Genomic DNA, 21,060 nt, shown 5'->3' with positions numbered 1-21,060 from the left:
CTTACTGCAGCTGCTGTTCAAACTGATGCTGCAAGGTGATCAGCACCGCAGCCGCTTCGTCAAAATCGTATTGATTAATGTGTTTGCAAAGTTCGGTTAAGGCGTTCTGACAGTTGCTGCCTGCGAGCAGTGGCTCCAGCTGTTCGGCGATATCGACCGCAGCGGTGTCGTTATCGGCAATCAGGTTATGCAGCTGTTGTAGCATACCGCGTAGCTGGTCCGGATCGACGGCCGGTTGTGGCGCCGGCGTCGCTGTGGTGCTGGTCAGTTTTGCTAAAGATTGCAGCACAATCAACAATGCATGGTTTACCGCTGCCAATGGTTCGGTCAACGACAGCTGTTGATTACAGGCTTGTTCCAACGTGGTTGCAGCACTTTGCACGGCGCGGGCACCGATATTACCGGCAGCGCCGCGTAAACTATGGGCGCAGCGGCTGGCGGCATGGGGGTCGTCACTTTGTAAGGCTGCGGCAAATTGCGCGGCGAAATTCTGGTTACTTTCCGAAAACCGCTGCAGTAATTTTAAGTACAGTTTGAGGTTTTGTTCAGTGGTCACCAGGCCGGCTGCAGTATCGATACCGGTCAAATGCGGTAAACTTGAGACAAGAGCGAAATCAGCGGCTTGCTGCTGCAACGCTGGCGTTTCGTCATGAGCTGAGCCATGTTCTACAGGAAGCTGCGTTAAGGTGTTCGCCGCAGCTTTGATCCATTTTGCCATCGTCAGAAACATTTCAGCGGGAAGAATAGGCTTGCTGATATGGTCGGTCATGCCGCTATCGCGGGCTTTTTGAATATCGGCGGCCATCACGTTGGCGGTCATCGCCAGCACCGGCAATTGCTGAAACTGCGGCATTGCCCGTAATGCTTTGGTAGCTTCGTAGCCATCCAGCACCGGCATCTGACAATCCATCAGCACGCCATCAAAATCTTGTTGCAACAGATGGCGCGCTTGTATTAAATCCAGCGCCTGCTGACCATCCTGCGCCAGCGTCACGTGCATCCCTTTACTGGTCAGCAGCTCAATGGCAAGCTCCTGATTTAGTTCATTATCTTCGGCCAGTAAAATATGGGCGCCCTGTAACTGGCGGATTGCAGTGGCTAACTTTTTTTCAGTGCTTGGTGTTTCAGCATACTGCTGCGATAACTCAGCCAGTTCGACCGGCGTGGTAGCCGTAGCATTTAACAGCGCCTGGCAAAACGCGCTGCGGGTGACTGGTTTACTTAAAAAACCATCAATGGTCAGATGGGCGGCGGCTAGTCTGGCATCTTCAGTGCTGTAAGCTGTGACCATCAATACTTTGGGCGGATGCTGCAGTTGTAATTGCGGCAGTTGCTCCAGGGTCTTGATGCCATCGAGCAGCGGCATTTTCCAGTCGAGACACCACAGCTGATAAGGCTCTAAAGCCGCATCAGCGCTGGCCAGCATGCTCAGCGCTTCGTGTCCGGAAGTGGTTGGCGTGACCAGACAACCTTGTTCAGTCAGCCACTGGCCAAGAATTTCGCGGGCAGTGGCGTTATCGTCTGTTACCAGCACCCGCAGATCCCGCAAACTTTCCGATGCGGTTTTCCAGAATGGCGCAGGCAGCGCATCCGGCGAGCCCTCACCCAACAAGACGGTAAAATGAAAAGTACTGCCTTCACCTTCAACACTTTCCACCCAAATCTGACCCTGCATTAATTCAGTTAAGGTTTTGCAGATGGCGAGCCCAAGTCCGGTGCCGCCATATTTGCGGGTGGTGGAACTGTCAGCCTGACTAAACGATTGAAACAAGCGTGCTTGTTGCGCTGGTGTCATACCGATGCCGCTGTCTTTCAGTGAAAAATGCAACATGATTTGCGGATTTGACTGGGAATTCAGCTGTCGACCAGGCTGACGTTGGCCGCTGACTGACAACAAAATTTCACCGGCTTTATCGGTAAATTTCACCGCGTTATTGCCAAGATTGGTCAGGATTTGCCCCAGCCGCAGCGGATCACCCAGCAACACCGGCGGCAGGTCGGCTTCGACCGCAAAATGCAGTTCAATCTGTTTCTCGGCGGCTTTTAAGCCAACTAAATCGGTCATGTTTTCCAGCACATCTTCCAGGCGAAACTCCACCTGTTCAATATCCAGTTTGCCCGCTTCAATTTTGCTGAAATCCAGAATGTCATTAATGATACCCAGCAATGACATGGCGCTGCGGTGTACTTTGTCGATGTAATTGCGCTGTTTACGATCAAGTTCGGTCTGCAGCGCCAGATGACTCATGCCAATAATGGCGTTCATTGGCGTGCGGATTTCATGCGACATGTTGGATAAAAAATCCGATTTGGTTTGGGTGGCGGTTTCGGCTTTTTCTTTGGCCTCCAACAGTGCCAGTTCCATGGCCTTGTGTTCGCTAATATCGAGCAAAATGCCAAACACTTTTTGCTGTACTTGTTTGCCCACCACCAATACCCATTTCCATCGGCCGCTGTGGCTTTTCATCCGCAGTTCGACCCGATAAATGTCGGTTTGCCCTTTTAAATGTTGTACAAAAGCGGTTCTCGCCATCGTCAAGTCATCGGGATGCACCAGTTGACTCAGTTGTTCGATGCCGTGGCCATATAAATCAGTCAGTTGCTGTGGGCTGTAGCCTAATAACGTCGCCCAAATCTCATTGGTGATAAGCTGCCCGGTTTCGTTATCGAGCTCCCAGGAACCAGCGTTGGCGCCGACCATGGCCATTTCAAACCTTTGCCGGGTTTCCGATAACTGTTGAAATGACAAAGCATTCGATACCGCAACTGCGGCATGGCTGGTGATGATCCGCACGATATTAATTTGGTCGTTATTAAAGGCGTGCGGCTGGTCACTTTGTAGCGTCAAAATGCCCAGCACCTGAGTGCCAGCGATCAGTGGCTCACAAATCACCGTTTGGGTGGCGGCGCCATTCAGGCAATCCGCGGCCTGCATACCAAACTTTGCCCAATCTTCCGGACAAGCGGCAATAAATTCCTGTTGCTGCTGTAAACACCAGGCGCTAGGGCGGCCGCTGGTTTGCTGATGGCTGCTTGGTGTCGGTAATCGCTGGCCTTTGTGCATGGCGAAGATAAAATCCACTTCATCCTGCGTTTGATTAAACAAGCCAATGGCAAAGGTATCGGTCGGCACTATCGCTTGCAGATGGTCATAAATTTTGCGGGCAATCTGGTCCAGCTCAAAGGTGGCGGCGATTTCTTTACCCACATCACCCAGCACAAAAATGTCGTGGGTGCGATGTTCAACTAATTTCGTTAGCTCACGCTCGCGTTGTTGTTGCGCCAGCAACCGAATACGCAAAAACGAGAAAATGGCCAGCGCCAATGTCAAAGGTGCCAGTACTAAAAACAGCGTGGTTTGATACCAGGCCGGTAGCACTTTGATCTGCAGGCGCTGCGGCAGTGGGTTCCAAACGCCATGATTATTGCTGCCAAGCACTTCAAATTGATAACTGCCATGTTCCAGCCTGCCGTAACTCTGCTGATGCTCACCGGTTCTTTTGCTCCAGCTGTTGTCGTAACCGACTAACCGGGTTTGATAACGATTATCTTCGGTTGCCTGAAAATCCAGCGCGGCAAAGTTGATGGTCAGATTTTTAAAATCGTTTGGCAGTTCCAACACCGCGGGCAGTGGAAATGGCTGCAATTTGTCGTCAATTTTCACTGAGGTAATTTCGACCGGTGGTTGCACCTGATTGACGAACACCTGGGCTGGAGAAATCGCGGTTACTCCACCGACACTGCCGAGAAATATCCGGCCATCGGCAGTTTGGGTCACCGCTCTTGGCATAAAACCGTTGCTGCTTAAACCATCATTGGTGCTGAAAAAGTTAAATAATCCAGGTTCCGGATCAAGGCGCGATACCCCATGCGAAGTCGCCAGCCACAACTTACCACTGCTGTCGATGCTCATCGACTGAATCGCGATCACTTCACCTTCAATCAAATGGTTAAAATGCTGCAGCTTACCGCTGGATTTTGCATATCTGTCCACGCCCTGGCTGCTGGCAAACCACAGGGTATCAGCGTCAGATTGCAGCATGGCGGTGATGGTATTGCTGCTCAGGTTATCCGCAGCGGCGCTGTTGTGCTGCAGCTGGTCAACCTTGCTGCGATCGTCGCTGATCCGAAAGGTGCCCTGACCAGCAGTGGCGACCCAGACTTCGTTCTGATCATCAACAAAAGTAAAAGTCGGGTCGACATCTGTTAAAAACTCACGGCGCTGATTGCTGAGCGGATCCCAGTTCACCACGGTATTGGAGGACGCCAGCACCAGCCACAGCTGATCCTGTTTATCTACATTCAGCGACTCAATGCCATCGCCCTGCAGGCTTAGCCAATCCAGCGATAATGGCCGGATCTGCTTGCTGGCAGCATCCATTGCGTACAGCCCGGTATCGGTATTGATATACAAAGTGCCATCGCTGGCGTAGACCATGTTTTTAATCCGAAACCGGGTCAGCTGATTGGGAAAATGACTGGACAGCAGTGGTTCAAAAAGTTGCTTGCCGTCAAAAGCCACCATGCCTTTACCAGTGCCAAGCCATAAACCACCTTCGGGCCGCGCCACGATCGACAGCACTTGGGAAAACAAGCCAGCCATCGAATGTTGTTGCAGGTAATTACTCCAGCCCTGAAAGGCTGGTAATCGCGGAAATACTTTCACCACCCCGGAATAGCGGGTGGCGGCCCATAAAATGCCAGTGGAATCAATCAGCACCTGACGCACATCGTAACTGGCAAGCAGCGACCAATCCCCGTTTAAGGCGGCGGGCACAAAGTTTTTTCTTTCCAAATCAAAATGGTACACCCCGGCTAAGGTCGCCAGCACCAAGAGTTTGCCCTGCGCCGACATACTATTCACGCTCGGCAACTCACCGTCTGGTAAGGCGTGGCGCTGATAGCTGTTGGTCGTAGGATCAAAATGGCCAAAACTGAGTCTGGTTGATACCCAAAGTTGGTCGTTGCTATCAATAAACAATGAACGTACTTCCGGGTGATCTAATGCGCCTTCGGCTACACCATAACTTTGAAATTGTTGAGTAGTGCGGTTGAGCTGATACAAACCGTTGGTGGTGGCGGCCCAAATATTGCCTTTGCTATCTTCGGCGATGCCCCAGATGCGGTCGTTGCCAATGCTGTGCGGGTCTTTTGGGTCGTGCTGATAACGGATAAAAGTGCCACTGCTTTCCTGATACAAATTCAGGCCACCGCCATTGGTGCCGACCCAAATCTCACCGCTGCTACTTTCAAACAACGATTGCACTTTGTCGGCGCCAAGCGAATTGGGTAAAGCTTGGTCGTGGCGAAAATGCCGGAATGACTGGCTGCTGCGTTGGTACAAATTCAGGCCACCGCCCCAGGTGCCAACCCAAAGCCGGTTTTTTGAATCATTCAGCATCACCCCAACATTGTCGTTGGCGAGTGAGGTTGGGTCATCTGGCTGATTGATAAAGGAGCTGAACTGATAACCGTCGTATCTTTTGACGCCCTCAGCGGTGCCAAACCATAAAAAACCATCATGGTCCTTTGCCACGCTAAACATTTGCGGGTTGGCCAGCATGCTGTAGACCGACAGTTTTTCGACTTTTTGCGCGGTACCGGTTTGATCGGCGGTGTTGGGGTGGGCGGCTAAAGCTGATGATATGGCCAATAAAATCAATGAACTTAACCAGCAGAGCATTGATCGTAATCGCAGGCGGCGTGGCAGATAGTGCGAGCAAAAAAGCATAATCATCCTTTGGTTACCGCTGGGTTTATTGATAGATCCCGTAGCATCCTGCAAAGTGGCTTTGGACATTTGGGCTGCACCGGCTGTTGCATGGGAAGTGCAAGCAACAACAGGTCTTGAACAACTGTCATGCATGGACGGATATTCGTCAAGTCAGCGGGTTGCGACGACTAGATATTCCCAATCGGGAAAAAAACTACTAACCTAAAACGACTCGCTAATGACCATTTCGCTATGGTCAACTGGTGCCATTGCGCAGGCAACGCCAAAACTCAAAGGACGGAACAATGGAATCGGTCGCCAACCCAAAAAAAACCTACCCGCAAATGACGGTACTGCTGGCCGATAGCAGCGATATTGTGCGGGATACCGTGGCCAATATGTTGTTGGATTTGGGTTTTGCGCAAGTACTGCAGGCGTCCAATGGCGAACATGCGCTGGGTATTTTGTCACAGCAAAAAGTCGACTTTATTATCGCCGAATGGGATATGCCGAAAGTCAGCGGCCTGGAGCTGCTGCAAAAAGTCCGCGCCGATAAACGAAACTCCAGCACGGTGTTTATGATGATGTCGGTGGTGATTGAACAAGCCGCCGTGGTTCAGGCGATCAAAGCCGGGGTGTCCGAATATGTGGTGAAACCTTTTTCCACCAAAATTCTGCGGGAACGGGTGCAACGGGCGATTGAAGGGCCACAAAAAGCCAGTGCTGGTGCGAAAAAGCCCAGTGACGCCAGCACCGAAACTGCGACCAGCGAGCCACAACAACTACGCATTCTGGTGGTAGACGATGTGGTGGATAACATTCAGGTGATCAGCGAAATCCTGCGCAAAGATTACAAAGTCGGCGCTGCCACCAGCGGTGAAAAAGCGTTAAAGATCTGCGCCGCCGAACCGCAACCCGATTTGTTATTGCTTGATGTAATGATGCCTGAGATGAACGGTTTTGAAGTCTGCAAAAGACTGAAAGCCAATCCGCTGACCCAGCATATCAGCGTGATTTTTTTAACCGCGCTCGATCAAACCGAAGATATGGTACGCGGTTTTGAACTCGGCGCACTGGATTACATCACCAAACCGGTCAATCCGCCGGTGGTCAAAGCCCGCGTAAAAACCCATGCCGCACTTATTCAAAGTGTGAAACAGATGCGCCAGCAAATTGATACGCTGCAGGAAAATTACCGGTTAAAACAACAGGTTTCCAGAATGCTGCAGCAACAAGTGTTACCCCAGCTGAGCACGATGCAGCAAAGCCTGCAGCAACTCGACCAAGCCCCTAGCGACAGTAACAACGTACAACAACAAAGCACCACGCTGCGGTCTTCTTGCTCCTATTTAGGCCAACAGCTGGAGGATTTATTGGCGTTGACCAAGCAGGATTAGTCAGTCAGTGAAGCCATTCGTTAAAGTCGGCTTGAAAGGTCGATCTGGCCACATGCGACTCAGCCTTCGTCGCCTACCCGCATTTTCAATGATTTTGGGTCTATATCGATATACCTGATAAAGTATGCACCTTAAAAACCAAATTTTCGTCCTTGCGGAGCAATTTTGTAACAGCAAAGTTGTGCAATCTCCGACCTGTAGTGAAGGGAAAACGTTAGAACCATGGCAATCAAAAAAACCGAACTCTATTCATCCTTGTGGGCCAGCTGCGACGAGCTGCGTGGTGGGATGGATGCCTCGCAGTACAAAGACTATGTGTTGACCATGTTGTTTATGAAGTACGTGTCAGACAAAGCTAAAAACAACCCTTATGCCATGATTGAAGTGCCGGACGGCGCCAGTTTTGACGAGATGGTGGCGCTCAAAGGTAAAACCGAGATTGGCGAAGGTATTAACAAAATTATTGCCAAACTCGCCGAGCAAAACGATTTAAAAAGTGTGATCGACATTGCCGATTTTAATGACGAAGACAAAATCGGCAAAGGCAAAGAAATGGTCGACCGCTTAACCAAATTGGTGGCCATTTTTGAAGGGTTGGATTTATCCGGCAATCGCGCCGATGGTGACGACCTGCTAGGCGATGCCTACGAATATCTGATGCGCCATTTCGCCACTGAATCCGGCAAATCCAAAGGTCAGTTTTATACGCCTGCTGAAGTGTCGAAAATTCTCGCGAAAGTCATTGGCATTAACGAACACACCTCACAAGAAGCATCGGTGTACGACCCAACATGTGGCTCGGGCTCTTTGCTATTAAAAGCCAACGATGAAGCCCCGCGTGGTTTGTCGATTTTTGGTCAGGAAATGGATACCTCTACCAGCGCTTTGGCGCGGATGAACATGATTTTGCATGATAACGCGACTGCAAAAATCTCCAAGGGCAACACCTTATCGGCGCCAGAGTGGAAAGACAGCAATGGCGAGTTGAAAACCTTCGACTTTGCCGTCGCCAATCCACCGTTTTCCAATAAAAACTGGACCAGCGGCATCAATGCCGAACACGATGAATTTAAACGTTTTGCCTGGGGCGTACCGCCGGAGAAAAACGGCGACTACGCCTTTTTGCTACACATCATCAAAAGCTTAAAAAGCACCGGCAAAGGCGCGGTCATTCTGCCGCACGGCGTGTTGTTCCGTGGCAATGCGGAAAGCCGTATTCGTGAAAACCTGCTGAAACAAGGGTATATCAAAGGCATTATTGGTCTGCCGGCTAACCTGTTTTATGGCACCGGTATTCCAGCCTGTATTGTCGTCATTGATAAAGAAACTGCGGTTAGCCGCATGCTGAAAGATCCGCTCGACCTTGGCAAAACCGCAGGCGGCATTTTTATGGTTGATGCCAGCAAGGGCTTTGCCAAAGACGGCAATAAAAACCGCCTGCGCGCGCAGGATATACATAAAATCGTTGATGTCTTTACCAAACAGCTGCAACTCAAAGGCTATAGCCGCTTAGTGTCGTTAAAAGAAATCGCTGGTAACGACTATAACCTGAATATCCCGCGTTACATCGACAGCAGCGAAGGCGAAGACTTACACGATTTATCCGCCCATTTAGCCGGTGGTATTCCAGAGCGTGATGTCGCTGCACTTGATAATTACTGGCAAGTGCTACCGAGTTTACGCGCGACTTTATTTGCCCCGCAGCGCCCAGGTTATCTAGACGCTAAAGTCGTCGCCCGCGATGTGAAACCTACCATTTTGCAACACACCGAATTTACAGCCTTTGCCAGCATGGCTGTTGCACCATTTCAGCAATGGTTTGCCGCAATGGCGCTCGACAACATTGATGGTAATGAGCTACCAAAGGCGCTGATCGATCGTATTAGCGAAGCGCTGTTAACTGCTTACGACAATATAGCGCTGCTTAGCAAATACGACGTTTACCAATTGCTGATGGATTATTGGCAAGAGGTGATGCAAGACGATGTCTATGTGCTGGTGCAAGACGGCTGGGACGCAGGCAAAAAGCTGCGTGAACTGATTGCTGTCAAAGGCGATGCTAATTCTTCTAAGAGCAGCGCCAGTAAAGAAGTGCCGGATTTAGTCATCGGTAAAGCCAAATACAAAGCCGAACTGTTGCCACCCAACTTGTTGGTGAAACGCTTTTTTTCCGCAGAACAAGCCGAACTCGACCACCTACAAAGCGAGCTGGATAGCATCAGCCAAGAGCTGGAAAGTTATATCGAGGAACAGAGCAGCGATGACGGCTTGCTGGCTGATGCGCTGAATGACAAAGACAAAGTCACCGCAGTATCCGTCAAAGCGCGGCTAAAACTGGCATCCGACCTGGACGAGCGCAAAGCCTTGCAACAAGTGCTGCGCCTGTTTGATAGTGAAGCAAGCCGCAAAAAAGCCGTGAAAAAGCAGCAAGACAAGCTCGACCTGTTGGTGTTTAAACGCTATTTCATGCTGACAACCGCTGAAGTGAAAACCCTATTGGTGCAAGACAAATGGCAAGCCACACTGCAAGCCAGCATCCAGGCCGAAATCGAACGCATGGGACAACAACTGGCCAGTCGAGTTAAAGACTTGGAAGAGCGTTATGCCGAGTCACTGCCGCAGATTAGTCAGTCGGTGGAAGTGTTAAGTGCCAAAGTTGCTGAGCATTTGAGGGCTATGGGTTTGGAGTGGTCGGTATGAATCCAGCTATCAGTGAAATGATCGCCACTTACCTAGTTGATGCTACCAATAGTGCTGTACCTCAAGGTTACAAGCAAACTGATGTTGGAATTATCCCGGATGATTGGTTGTGTACAGATATTGGGGCATTAAACCCCTTTGTAACAAGCGGTTCTCGAGGATGGGCTGAGTTTTATGCTGAATATGGGCAGCCATTCGTAAGGATCACTAATACAAAACGGCATTCTATCTATTTGGACCTTTCAGATCTGAAGTTCGTAAATTTGCCTGAAACTTCGTCTGAAGGGACAAGAACCTCTCTTTTAAACGGTGACGTTTTAATTTCAATCACAGCAGATATCGGTATAAGTTCATATGTTGATGACTCATTAGTTAAACCTGCCTATATAAATCAACATTTAGCCCTTGTACGATTCAACCTTGATGAAATCAACTCAAAGTTTGTTGCATACTTTTTATCCTCAGAAAACGTACAAAAGTTATTCCGTAGTACGTCAGACCAAGGTGCAAAGGCCGGGCTCAACTTAGATTCGGTAAGGAAAATTAAGCTTGCTTTACCTTCGCCCGACGAACAAACCACCATTGCCAATGCCTTATCGGATGTGGATGCGTTAATTCAGGAACTGGAAAAGCTGATTGCGAAAAAGCAGGCGATTAAAACTGCGACCATGCAACAACTGCTCACCGGCCGCACCCGCCTTCCGCAATTTTCCCACCACCCCGACGGCCGCAAAAAAGGCTACAAACCCAGCGAACTCGGCGAAATCCCAGAGGATTGGGAGGGAAGAAAACTTAAAGACATATCCACATCCCAAAGTGTTGGACTAGTAATTAACCCGTCTTCTTATTATTCAGACCGAGGTGATGTACCGATGTTGGTTGGTTCTCACGTCAATGAGAACAAAATCACTTGGGAGACAGCAAATAGAATAACCAAAGATAGTAATGCGAAGTTGCCAGCATCAAGGCTTAATTGTGGTGATCTTGTTACTGTGAGGGTTGGTGCGCCAGGCATAACTGCTGTGATCCCACCTGAACTAGATCAAGCTAACTGCGCTTCAATGATGATTATTAGAAAGGGAGATAAATTCGACTCTAGTTGGCTTTGTTTTCTGATGAACTCGCATATTGGTAGAGCCAGAATTGAGGGGGTACAGTACGGAACAGCTCAAAAGCAGTTCAATATTATTGATGCAGTAGATTTTCTTTTTCCATTTCCTTGTAAAAAAGAACAAACCGCCATAGCCACCATCCTCAGCGATATGGACCAAGAAAACCAAGCCTTAGAACAACGCCTAAACAAAACCCGCCAAATCAAACAAGGCATGATGCAAGAGCTGCTCACTGGCAAAACCCGTTTAGTGCAACCCGGAGGGACTCCGAACCATGCCAATTGAATTAACGACCCAGGATTTAATCAGCCTGGTAAAAGAGCTGTGCCGCTTGCCGCGGGAAACCGAGTGGGTCGAGTTTAAGCTTAATGCCGATGTTGAAGTGATTGGTGAGTATATTTCTGCGCTGGCTAATTCGGCGGCTTTACACCGTAAACAACAAGCTTATCTGGTGTTCGGTATTGATGATGAAACCCATCAGATCGTTGGCACTACCTTCAAGCCGTCGCTGCAAAAACACAAGCATCAGGAAATCGAAAGCTGGTTGCTGCAGAAAATTTCGCCCAAAATCCATTTCCGGTTTTACGAGTTTGATGTGGATGAGCATAGGTCGGTGGTGTTGTTAGAAATTCAGCCGGCCAGCCACAATCCGGTGCAGTATGAAGGCGTAGAGTATTTTCGGCTTGGCAGCTACAAAAAGAAGCTAAAAGAATTTCCGGAAAAAGAACGGGCCTTATGGCGTATCTTTGATAAAACGCCCTTTGAACAGCAATTAGCCGCATCGAATTTGCCAGCAGATGAAGTACTCAAGCTATTGGATTATCCTGCTTATTTTGACTTAATGGGTTTACCGCTGCCAGAAAACCGCGCCGGCATTCTGTCTGCACTTTACGCGGATAAGCTGATTCAAGAAGGTACGGCGGATAAGTGGCATATCACCAATTTAGGTGCCATTTTGTTTGCCAAAAAATTGCAGCAGTTTCAGCATTTAGGTCGCAAAGCGGTGCGACTGGTGATGTACAAAGGTAACAGCCGGATTGAAACTGTGCGTGAAATTGAAGGCAACAAAGGTTATGCCTCTGGTTTTGAAGGGCTCATTGATTACCTGAAAACCTTGTTGCCATCGAATGAAGAAATTGGCAAAGCTTTTCGAAAAGAAGTGCCGATGTACCCTGAACTGGCGATCCGGGAATTGGTTGCCAACGCTATTATCCACCAGGATTTTTCTGTGTCTGGCACTGGCCCCATGATCGAAGTATTTGAACAGCGGATGGAAATTACTAATCCCGGCATTCCGTTAGTCGCTACCGAACGATTTTTAGATTCGCCACCCCAAAGCCGAAATGAAGCGCTCGCCTCTTTTATGCGCAGGGTAAATATTTGCGAAGAACGTGGCAGTGGTATTGATAAAGTCGTCTTTCAAACGGAGATCTATCAACTACCAGCACCGGTGTTTGAAGTGACGACCAACCATACCCGTAGTGTGCTGTTTTCCTACAAAACCTTTGCTGACATGGCTAAAGCAGAAAGGGCGCATGCCTGTTATATGCATTGTTGCCTGAAATACGTGAATCGTGAGCCGATGAATAATCCAAGCTTGAGAGAGCGTTTTGGCATTGAGGCGAAAAGCAAATCGATGGTGAGCCGTGTGATCAAAGATGCGGTTGAAATGGCGCTGATCAAGCCTTACGACGCCGATGTAGGCGCAAAAGCGCTCAGATATATACCCTTTTGGGCATAAATATTGGTTGACTGCCAGTAAAAATTTGCGCTTTACAGCCTGTTGAAATGTACATAAATGTATCGTAAGTTATTTATTTATATTGTTTTTAATTTGGTTGACTGATGGTTGACTGGAACAGGCGAAGGATTGACAAATGACCAACGTTGGCCAAAAAGAGAAAATCACCCAACAACGTATCATCGAGCTTTTCACCAAGCAGTTAGGCTATCGCTATCTAGGTGATTGGAAAGGTCGGCCGAATAATCGCAATATCGAAGCACAGATACTGACTGAATGGTTGCACAACCGCGGTGTTTCTGCGGTGTTGGTTGAGCGATCACTGCGCCAACTTGATAAAGCAGCCAGCCTGGGTGAAGGCCGAAACCTTTATTTTGCCAACAAAGATGTATATCAGCTGCTGCGCTATGGCATTAAAGATAAAGAAAGTGCCGGTGAGCAAAACCAAACGATATGGCTGATTGATTGGCAAAACCCAGCAGCTAACGATTTTGCGATTGCCGAAGAAGTCACGGTGAAAGGTGAAAACAAAAAACGCCCTGATTTGGTGCTGTACGTGAATGGCATTGCGCTTGGCATCATCGAACTGAAAAGCTCCCGCGTGTCGGTGTATGAAGGCATAGCGCAAAACCTGGACAACCAGAAAAAAGACTTTATCCGTAACTTCTTTACCACGATGCAACTGGTGATGGCGGGCAATGACACCCAGGGCCTGCGCTATGGCACCATTGAAACTTCTGCTAAGCACTACGTCGAATGGAAAGAAGAATGCAGTAACCCATATGAGTATTTGCTAGATTTTCACTTAAGTCGTATCTGCAATAAAACCCGTTTTTTAGAACTTATTCATGACTTTATAGTGTTTGATGCGGGCCGGAAAAAGACCTGCCGCCACAACCAATACTTTGGCATGAACGCCGCCAAAAAATATATTGCCCGGCGTGAAGGCGGTATTATTTGGCATACCCAGGGTTCTGGTAAAAGCCTGACCATGGTGTGGTTGGCGAAATGGATCCGTGAAAACGTGAATGATGCCCGGGTTTTAGTCGTGACCGATCGTACCGAACTTGATGAACAAATTGAGAAAGTATTCACCGGCGTTGCTGAGGGTATTTACCGGACAAAAAGCGGTGCCGATTTGGTTGAAAAGCTTAATCAACCCCAGCCTTGGTTGATTGGCTCGTTAGTACATAAATTTGGTCGCCATGGCGATGACGAAAGCGACGAAATGGGCAGCGCCGAAGATTTTATTGCCGAAATGAAAAAGAGCCTGCCTGGCGATTTCAGGCCGAAAGGCGACATTTATGTGTTTGTCGATGAATGTCACCGCACCCAGTCGGGTTTATTGCATGCGGCAATGAAGTCAATTTTGCCAAATGCCGTCTTCTTCGGTTTTACCGGCACACCGATATTGAAGGAAGACAAAAGAACATCTATTGAGATATTCGGGCCTTATATCCATACCTATAAATTCAATGAAGCGGTCTCGGATGGCGTGGTGTTGGATTTACGCTATGAAGCTCGTGACATCGATCAACGTGTAAAGTCGCAGAAAAAAGTGGATGAGTGGTTTGAAGCTAAAACCAAGAACTTGTCTCGCCTTGGCAAGCTACAAATCAAGCAAAAATGGGGCTCGATGCAAAAGCTGCTATCCAGCCGCTCCAGGCTAGAACAGATTGTCGGGGACATCCTGATGGACTTCGACACCAAACCACGGCTTAAAGACGGGCGCGGTAATGCGATGTTGGTTTGCGCCAGCGTTTATCAGGCGTGCAAGGTGTATGAAATGTTCACCAATGCTGGTTTTGATGGCCGCTGCGCCATTGTCACCAGCTATCAGCCCAATGTCTCAGAAATCAAAGGCGAAGAAGCTGGTGCCGGTGCCACTGAAAAGCTCAGTAAATACAAAATTTACCGCAAAATGCTGGCTGAGTTTTTTGAGCAATCAGAGGACGAAGCGGCCAAGCGGGTGGAAGAATTTGAGCTCAAGGTAAAGAAACGTTTTATCGAAGCACCAGGCCAAATGCAGTTACTGATTGTGGTCGACAAGCTGCTGACCGGTTTTGACGCCCCATCGGCGACCTATCTGTATATTGATAAAAAAATGGCCGACCACAACCTGTTTCAGGCGATTTGTCGTGTTAACCGGCTGGACGGTGATGATAAAGATTACGGCTATATTATCGACTACAAAGATTTATTTAAATGCTTAGAAAACACGGTCAAAGATTACACCAGTGAAGCATTAAAAGGTTATGACAAAGAGGATGTGGCAGGTCTGCTAAAAAACCGCTTGAAAATGGCCAAAGAAGATTTGGATAACGCATTAGAAGTGGTTAAAACATTGTGTGAACCTGTCAAAGCGCCAAAAAATCAAATCGATTATCAGCACTACTTCTGCTGTTTACCCGGCGCCAGCGAAGACACACTTGGCGAAAAAGAAGCCTTACGTCTGACTTTGTACCAATGCGTTGCAAAACTCATCCGCTGCTTTACCAATATTGCCAGTGAGATGCCACAGGCTGGTTATACCAAAGCACAAGCAGACGCCATTCGGCAGGATGTTGAGCATTTCAGCAAAGTGCGGGATGAAATTAAAATTGCCAGTGGCGATGTGGTCGACATGAAGCATTTTGAACCAGCGATGCGGCAAATGCTGGATTTGTATATTGATGCGGATCCGGCAGAAACCTTGATGGACTTTGAAGAGCTTGGCTTGATAGAGCTGATTGTGCAAAAAGGTGCGGCAGCATTGCAAGGCCTGCCAAAAGATCTGAAAAACAATCAAGAAGCGATGGCCGAAGCGATTGAAAATAACGTTCGTAAAACCATTGTTGATGAAAACCCGGTCAACCCGAAGTACTACAAACAGATGTCGGTGTTGTTGGATCAACTGATCGCGCAGCGCCGCCAAGAGGCTATTTCCTATCAGGAATATCTGGAAAAAGTGCGGGAATTGGCAAAAAAAGTGAAATACCCGGCGAGCAACACGACCCAAAGTTATCCAGACAGTGTTGATACCATGGCAAAACGTGCTTTGTATGACAACCTGGGTAAAGACGAAGTGTTGGTGACCAAAATTGATTCCGCAGTGCGCTACACCAAAAAAGCCGAATGGCTTGGCGATAAATTGAAAGAAAAGGAAATTGCCTTCGCCATACAACAGGAAACAGCTGACTATGAAGTAGATGTTCAGGCGGTGATGGACCTGGTCAAAGCGCAAAAAGAGTATCACTGATGGCAGAAGTAACCATTGGTTCTATCACGCTGGACCTACAGCGCAAAGACATTAAAAACCTGCATATTTCGGTACTTCCGCCTGAAGGCAAAGTACGGGTCTCAGCGCCAGAACATCTGAGTGACACAGCCATTCGCATGGCCGTGGTCAAACGTATCGCCTGGATCAGACAACAACAAGCCGATTTTGCCGCACAGCCACGCCAATCAGAGCGTGAGTTGTGTACCGGCGAAACACACTACCTTTGGGGCCGTGGCTATCGTTTGGATGTCACCACGGCCGAGCAAGTCAGCGTCAAACTAAAAGCGGGTCGTATTGTATTGGCAAGCCGAACGGCGGTCGAGGCAGACAAACGCCAGGAGTTATTGCATAGCTGGTACCGGCAATTGCTACGTAAACGCATCGAGCCGCTGCTGCTGCATTGGCAAGAACGTTTAGGCGTCAGCGTTAATTTTGTCGGGATAAAAAGAATGAAAACCAAATGGGGCAGCTGCAACGCCAGCACCGGCCGCATCTGGCTCAATCTGGAACTCGTCAAAAAGCCACCCGAGTGCCTTGAATTTATTATTGTGCATGAACTGGTGCATATGCTGGAGCGGCATCACAACGAAAGGTTTAAAGCACTGATGCACAAGCATCTGCCGAAGTGGCCTGAGTACCGGCGCACACTTAATCGATCGCCGCTGGCGTTTGATAAGTGGGGGTATTGAAAACAAATCCAAAAAATTACGACGCGAATCACACCTACAACATCAACCGATAACCAATCCCTGCCTCAGTTTTCAGATACTTTGGCTGGGTCGGATCATCGCCGATTTTTTGCCGGATATGGCTGACCACAATGCGTAAATAATGGGTGTCCTGACCGTGGGTTGGGCCCCAGATTTGTTCCAGCAATTGTTTTTGGGTAATCACGCATTGCCGGTGCTGTGCCAGCGTTGCCAGCACGGCGTATTCTTTTGGAGTAAATTCAACGGCCTGGCCTTCACGTTGCACCAAGCGGCGGGCGAGGTCGATTTGCAGATAACCGTCATCGAGTAGCACCGGGGTTTTATCCGGCAAGCGATCCCGCAGTTGCGCGCGCACCCGTGCCAGCAATTCTTCCACGCTAAAAGGTTTACTGACATAATCCTGCGCGCCTAAATCCAGCGCTTTGATTTTATCGCTATCGCCATTTCGTACTGACAACACAATCACCGGTACTTTGGAAAAACTACGCAGCTCGGCCAACAGTTCCAGGCCATCACCGTCCGGCAATCCTAAATCTAAAATCACTAAATCCGGTTGCTGGCGCACCAGCGCGCTTAAGCCGGAGCCCACCGACTCTGCTTCGGTGACATCGTAGCCGACACTTTTCAGCGCAATCCGCAGCATTTTGCGGATTTGCGTTTCATCATCAATCACTAAAATGCGCGCTGACAACAGGGTTAGTCTCCAGTACTTGGTTTAGGAAAAGGTAGTTCCACGACAAAACGGGAACCGCTGCCACTTTTGGCGGCCTCGGCTTTGACGGTGCCGCCGTGCGCGCCAATCATGCCGCGGCAGATGGCGAGGCCCATGCCGGTATTGTGCCTTTTGCTGTCACCGTCGGCTACCACATAAAACATATCAAACACTTTTTCGCGTAGCGGCTCCGGGATGCCGGGGCCGCTGTCTTCGATTTCGATGCGGCAGATGGTTTGCGACGGACTGCCAACCTTACTGACCCAGACTTTTATCGCTTCGCCGTCCGGGCTGTATTTGGCAGCATTTTCCAGAATATTAAACAAACCTTGTTCCAATAAAGCGGCGTGGGCGTACAGCAGCGGCATTTCCGGTTCAGTTTGGTAATCGAGTTCCACCTGCGGGAAAAACCGTTTTAGACGCTGACGGGCGCTACCAATGATATCGTCCACCGACACCCAATCACGTTGTAGTTTTAAGGTGCCGTGGCCCAAGCGGGTCATATCCAGCAGATTCTGAATGTAGCGATCTAATCGCTGGCTTTCCAACATGATGGTGTCGAGTAACTCTTTGCGATCTTCATCCGATAATTGCCGGTCCAGTACCTGCAAACTTTCAGCCGAGCCCATCATCGCTGCCAGAGGCGAGCGTAAATCGTGTGACACCGACGACAATAATGCCGAGCGTAACTGCTCCATTTCTGCTTTCAGTTTGGAGCTTTCCAGCGCGCTATTGAGCTCAATCCGCTGCCAAACGCTGACCGCCTGCTGGCTTAAACTGGTGATCAAATCCAGTTCATCCGGCCGCAGTACTTGCTGGCGCTCGGGCAGTTGCAAAATGATCACCGCGATGGTTTGGGCCTTTCCCTGATGAGAATTGGTTGTTTGGGCATTCACCAGCAGTGGTAACGCTGTCCAGCGACTGGCATTTAAGGTATCGCTAAAGCGGCCAGCCATTTGCTGATGGCGGCGACACCAGTCAATCATCGCCTGATCAATCGCCAGCAATGGGTGCGGCAATTCCGGCATCTGGTGCTGCTGTTGTTCATGCCAAATCACTAAATGCACGTCACAGCGCAGCGCTTGTTTTAGCTGCGTGGCTAAAGTTTCCCATAAAGTGTCGGTTTGGTGGATCACCGTCAGCTGCCGGGCAAAATCGCGTTGTAATTCGGAGTCGCGGTTGGCGGTTTTTAGCAGCAACAATTGGCGGCGGATGCGCGAAGCGGCTGGGCCACAGACCATACCAATCACTAACATAAACAATAAGGTAGCGACGTCGTCGTTTTTGTTGACGTTAAAGGTGAAATACGGCTCGGTCAGGAAAAAGTTAAAACTGAAAAATGACAGTAGCGCCGTGAAAATAGCCGGCCTGGCGCCATATTTCAGGCCACAGACCACCACTGCCAGTACAAAAATCAGTACCAGGTTACCACTGTCTAAAAACCGGTGCAGCCCAACAGCCAACAGGCTGGCAAGTGCGGTGACCAACACGCCAAAACCATAACCGGCGGTTTGGCCAAAAGTGCCTGACGAAGAGGCAGGGGTCGTGACTGGTGTAGGCGTGCTGTCCGCCCGGTAGACTGAAACTTCTAGCGGTAAGCCGCTGTTAATCAGCTGCTGATACAAAGGTTTACGCCAAGGCTGCCAGGGGCGGCGGGTGCCGGCGCCGACCAATACTGAATTGATCCGGTGTTCGACAATGTACGGCAGGACCATTTGTAAGGTGGAAGGCCCGCGCAGAATATCGGTTTGTGCGCCAAGTTCCCGCGCCAGCGCAAAAGCCGACTGCAATCGTTGTTGCATCGACTGATATTGTAATTTGCCGGTATCAACCCACACCACCAGCCATGGCATCTGTCGTTTTTCGGCAACGCGGCGGCCAATACGGATCAGGTATTCATGATCCCGCTGGTTGGAAATCAGCACCAACAGTTTGTCCTGAATGCGGTAATCACTGCGTTTGGCTTTGCTGTCCTGCTCGGTTTTTAACGCGGCATCGACATGACTCATCACCCGTTTCATCGCCATTTCGCGCAGCGCAGTCAGGGTTTCCAGCTGGAAAAATTGCTGGGCGGCGGTGGCTGCGTAGTCGGCAAGATAAACTTTGCCTTGTTGCAACCGCTCCAGCAGATGGTTTGGCGCTAAATCAACAAATACCAGCTGCTGCGCGGCGTCGATGAACTGATCCGGCACCGTTTCACTGACGCGGATGCCACTGACTTGCAGCGCTAAATCATTCAGACTGGCAATATGCTGCACATTGACCGTCGTGTAGACATCAATGCCTGCCGCCAATAATTCAGCGATATCCTGATAACGTCTTTTGTGACGTGAGCCCGGCATATTGCTGTGCGCCAATTCATCGACCAGCAATAGCTGCGGTTTGGCGGCCAAAGCAGCGTCTAAATCAAATTCAGTCAGCTGCTGGCCCTGATAATCAATTACCCGCCGTGGCAACAGCGTGAAACCTTGCAACAAAGCTTCGGTGTCGGCGCGGCCGTGGGTTTCCACCAGACCGACCATTACCTGACAACCCTGTTGCTGACGCTCGCGCGCCGCATTCAGCATGGCGCAGGTTTTACCCACACCCGGCGCGCCGCCTAAAAAGATCTTCAGCTGGCCACCTTGGCGCTGCTGCAGGTTTTTCAGCAACGCATCTGCTTGCTGGCTTCTGGCGTCTGTTGCCATGGCGTTATTCCTCTGCAATCAATTAAAAGCTTTTGCTGACGCTGACTAAAACGCGGTTATCACATAGCGCGGTGCAAGCTGCTGCATCCACCGATGTTCCGGCGTACGCTAAACCCCAATCGAACCCGAGTTGGGAGGTCTGTAGTTTCAGCTGCCAGTCGGCATAACCCTGATCAGACTCATTGCTTGCTGCCATAAAGTTTTTATATTCCAGTGCATTAGCAAATTGATTGTACCCCAGATGCCATTGTAGCAGCAGCTGATTGCTAAGCTGCTGGTTCCAGTCAGCGCTCCAATACGCAAATTTACCAACACCGGCGGCAAAGTAGTCGTCGGTGATGGCGAGACCCACCGTCAGTTGCTGGTAACTCAGTTTGCCGTAAGCCTCAACAAAGTTAAATTCAGTGCTTGAGTTATCGCCTTTTGGATAACGGTATTGCATCAGGCCGAGATCGAGTTTCCAATCCGGGTTTAATTGCCACAGATAACCGGCCGATAAATCGAGTTCCATACTGCCGTCACCAAATTTGATATTGGAACCCCAGGCACTGACATAAGCGCCAGTTTGATGTTGCAGTGTCAAACTTGCTTGCAGCGCCGGACCTTCATTGGTTTGGGAAATACCACGGTACAGATAATCGGAAATCAGCGTGACTGAGGCGGCGCTTTTAAACTCTTCCGCCTGCAACGTGGTGGCGGTGATCAAGGTTAACGTCGCCAGTAACAAACCGCGTTTTACACCTGAAGATACATTCTTAGATAACAAAGTAGACATCACAAAATCCTGTTAAATCGGGAAGAAAAAAACTGCAGCAACATACCCGTCATCCTTGAAGTTGCGGGGGTGTTGGCCGCACTCGCTCGCTGGAGCGCCAGTCCGACCCAGTCACATAGACTGCTATGCTCCGGGCCGGGCTGGCGTTCCAGTCTCGCTCACTTGCCGCCTACCCGCACCTTCAATGATTTTGGGTATGTAAGCACATGAGGCCATTTGCTGCAGCGGCCGGATGTCCCGTTTTACGTCCGGCC

The 21,060-nt window shown here is 49.5% G+C and carries 10 protein-coding genes; 6 read left to right on the top strand and 4 right to left on the bottom strand.

What is annotated here, in order from left to right:
* Position 1 precedes the first annotated feature (1 nt).
* A complete protein-coding gene (locus tag A5320_RS06920) occupies positions 2 to 5,653 on the bottom strand; it encodes a response regulator (protein ID WP_197490009.1) in 5,652 nt (1,883 codons plus the stop codon).
* Between the two features lie 365 nt (positions 5,654 to 6,018).
* Between A5320_RS06920 and A5320_RS06915 the strand changes: the two genes are divergently transcribed.
* The 6 genes from A5320_RS06915 to A5320_RS06890 all read left to right on the top strand — a co-directional run bounded on the left by A5320_RS06915 (position 6,019) and on the right by A5320_RS06890 (position 16,611).
* Positions 6,019 to 7,110, top strand: a complete 1,092-nt coding sequence (locus A5320_RS06915; protein WP_068062641.1) for a response regulator — start codon at positions 6,019 to 6,021, stop codon at positions 7,108 to 7,110.
* Positions 7,111 to 7,332: 222 nt separating this feature from the next.
* Positions 7,333 to 9,810: a type I restriction-modification system subunit M gene (locus tag A5320_RS06910; RefSeq protein ID WP_068062638.1), complete on the top strand. Its 2,478-nt coding sequence runs from the start codon at positions 7,333 to 7,335 to the stop codon at positions 9,808 to 9,810.
* Positions 9,807 to 11,207: a restriction endonuclease subunit S gene (locus A5320_RS06905; RefSeq protein ID WP_068062635.1), complete on the top strand. Its 1,401-nt coding sequence runs from the start codon at positions 9,807 to 9,809 to the stop codon at positions 11,205 to 11,207. Before A5320_RS06910 ends, A5320_RS06905 begins: the two co-directional genes overlap by 4 nt.
* A complete protein-coding gene (locus A5320_RS06900; RefSeq protein WP_068062632.1) occupies positions 11,197 to 12,663 on the top strand; it encodes an ATP-binding protein in 1,467 nt (488 codons plus the stop codon). Before A5320_RS06905 ends, A5320_RS06900 begins: the two co-directional genes overlap by 11 nt.
* Before the next feature lie 136 nt (positions 12,664 to 12,799).
* On the top strand, positions 12,800 to 15,901 hold the full coding sequence (locus tag A5320_RS06895; protein WP_068062630.1) for a type I restriction endonuclease subunit R: 3,102 nt from the start codon (positions 12,800 to 12,802) through the stop codon (positions 15,899 to 15,901).
* On the top strand, positions 15,901 to 16,611 hold the full coding sequence (locus A5320_RS06890) for a M48 family metallopeptidase (protein WP_068062627.1): 711 nt from the start codon (positions 15,901 to 15,903) through the stop codon (positions 16,609 to 16,611). Before A5320_RS06895 ends, A5320_RS06890 begins: the two co-directional genes overlap by 1 nt.
* Positions 16,612 to 16,645: 34 nt before the next feature.
* On the opposite strand, the gene A5320_RS06885 is transcribed toward A5320_RS06890, so the two are convergent.
* The 3 genes from A5320_RS06885 to A5320_RS06875 are packed head-to-tail and all read right to left on the bottom strand — an operon-like array spanning position 16,646 to position 20,806.
* Complete coding sequence (locus tag A5320_RS06885) at positions 16,646 to 17,323, bottom strand: response regulator (RefSeq protein ID WP_082971575.1); 678 nt, start codon at positions 17,321 to 17,323, stop codon at positions 16,646 to 16,648.
* A gap of 5 nt (positions 17,324 to 17,328) precedes the next feature.
* Positions 17,329 to 20,031, bottom strand: a complete 2,703-nt coding sequence (locus tag A5320_RS06880) for a sensor histidine kinase (RefSeq protein WP_068062624.1) — start codon at positions 20,029 to 20,031, stop codon at positions 17,329 to 17,331.
* A gap of 22 nt (positions 20,032 to 20,053) precedes the next feature.
* Positions 20,054 to 20,806 (bottom strand): TorF family putative porin, encoded by a 753-nt coding sequence (locus A5320_RS06875; protein ID WP_068062621.1) that lies wholly within the window; start codon positions 20,804 to 20,806, stop codon positions 20,054 to 20,056.
* Positions 20,807 to 21,060 lie beyond the last annotated feature (254 nt).

It is taken from the genome of Rheinheimera sp. SA_1 (genome assembly GCF_001669775.1).
GTDB lineage: Bacteria > Pseudomonadota > Gammaproteobacteria > Enterobacterales > Alteromonadaceae > Pararheinheimera.
This window is presented reverse-complemented; position numbering and strand designations above follow the sequence as displayed.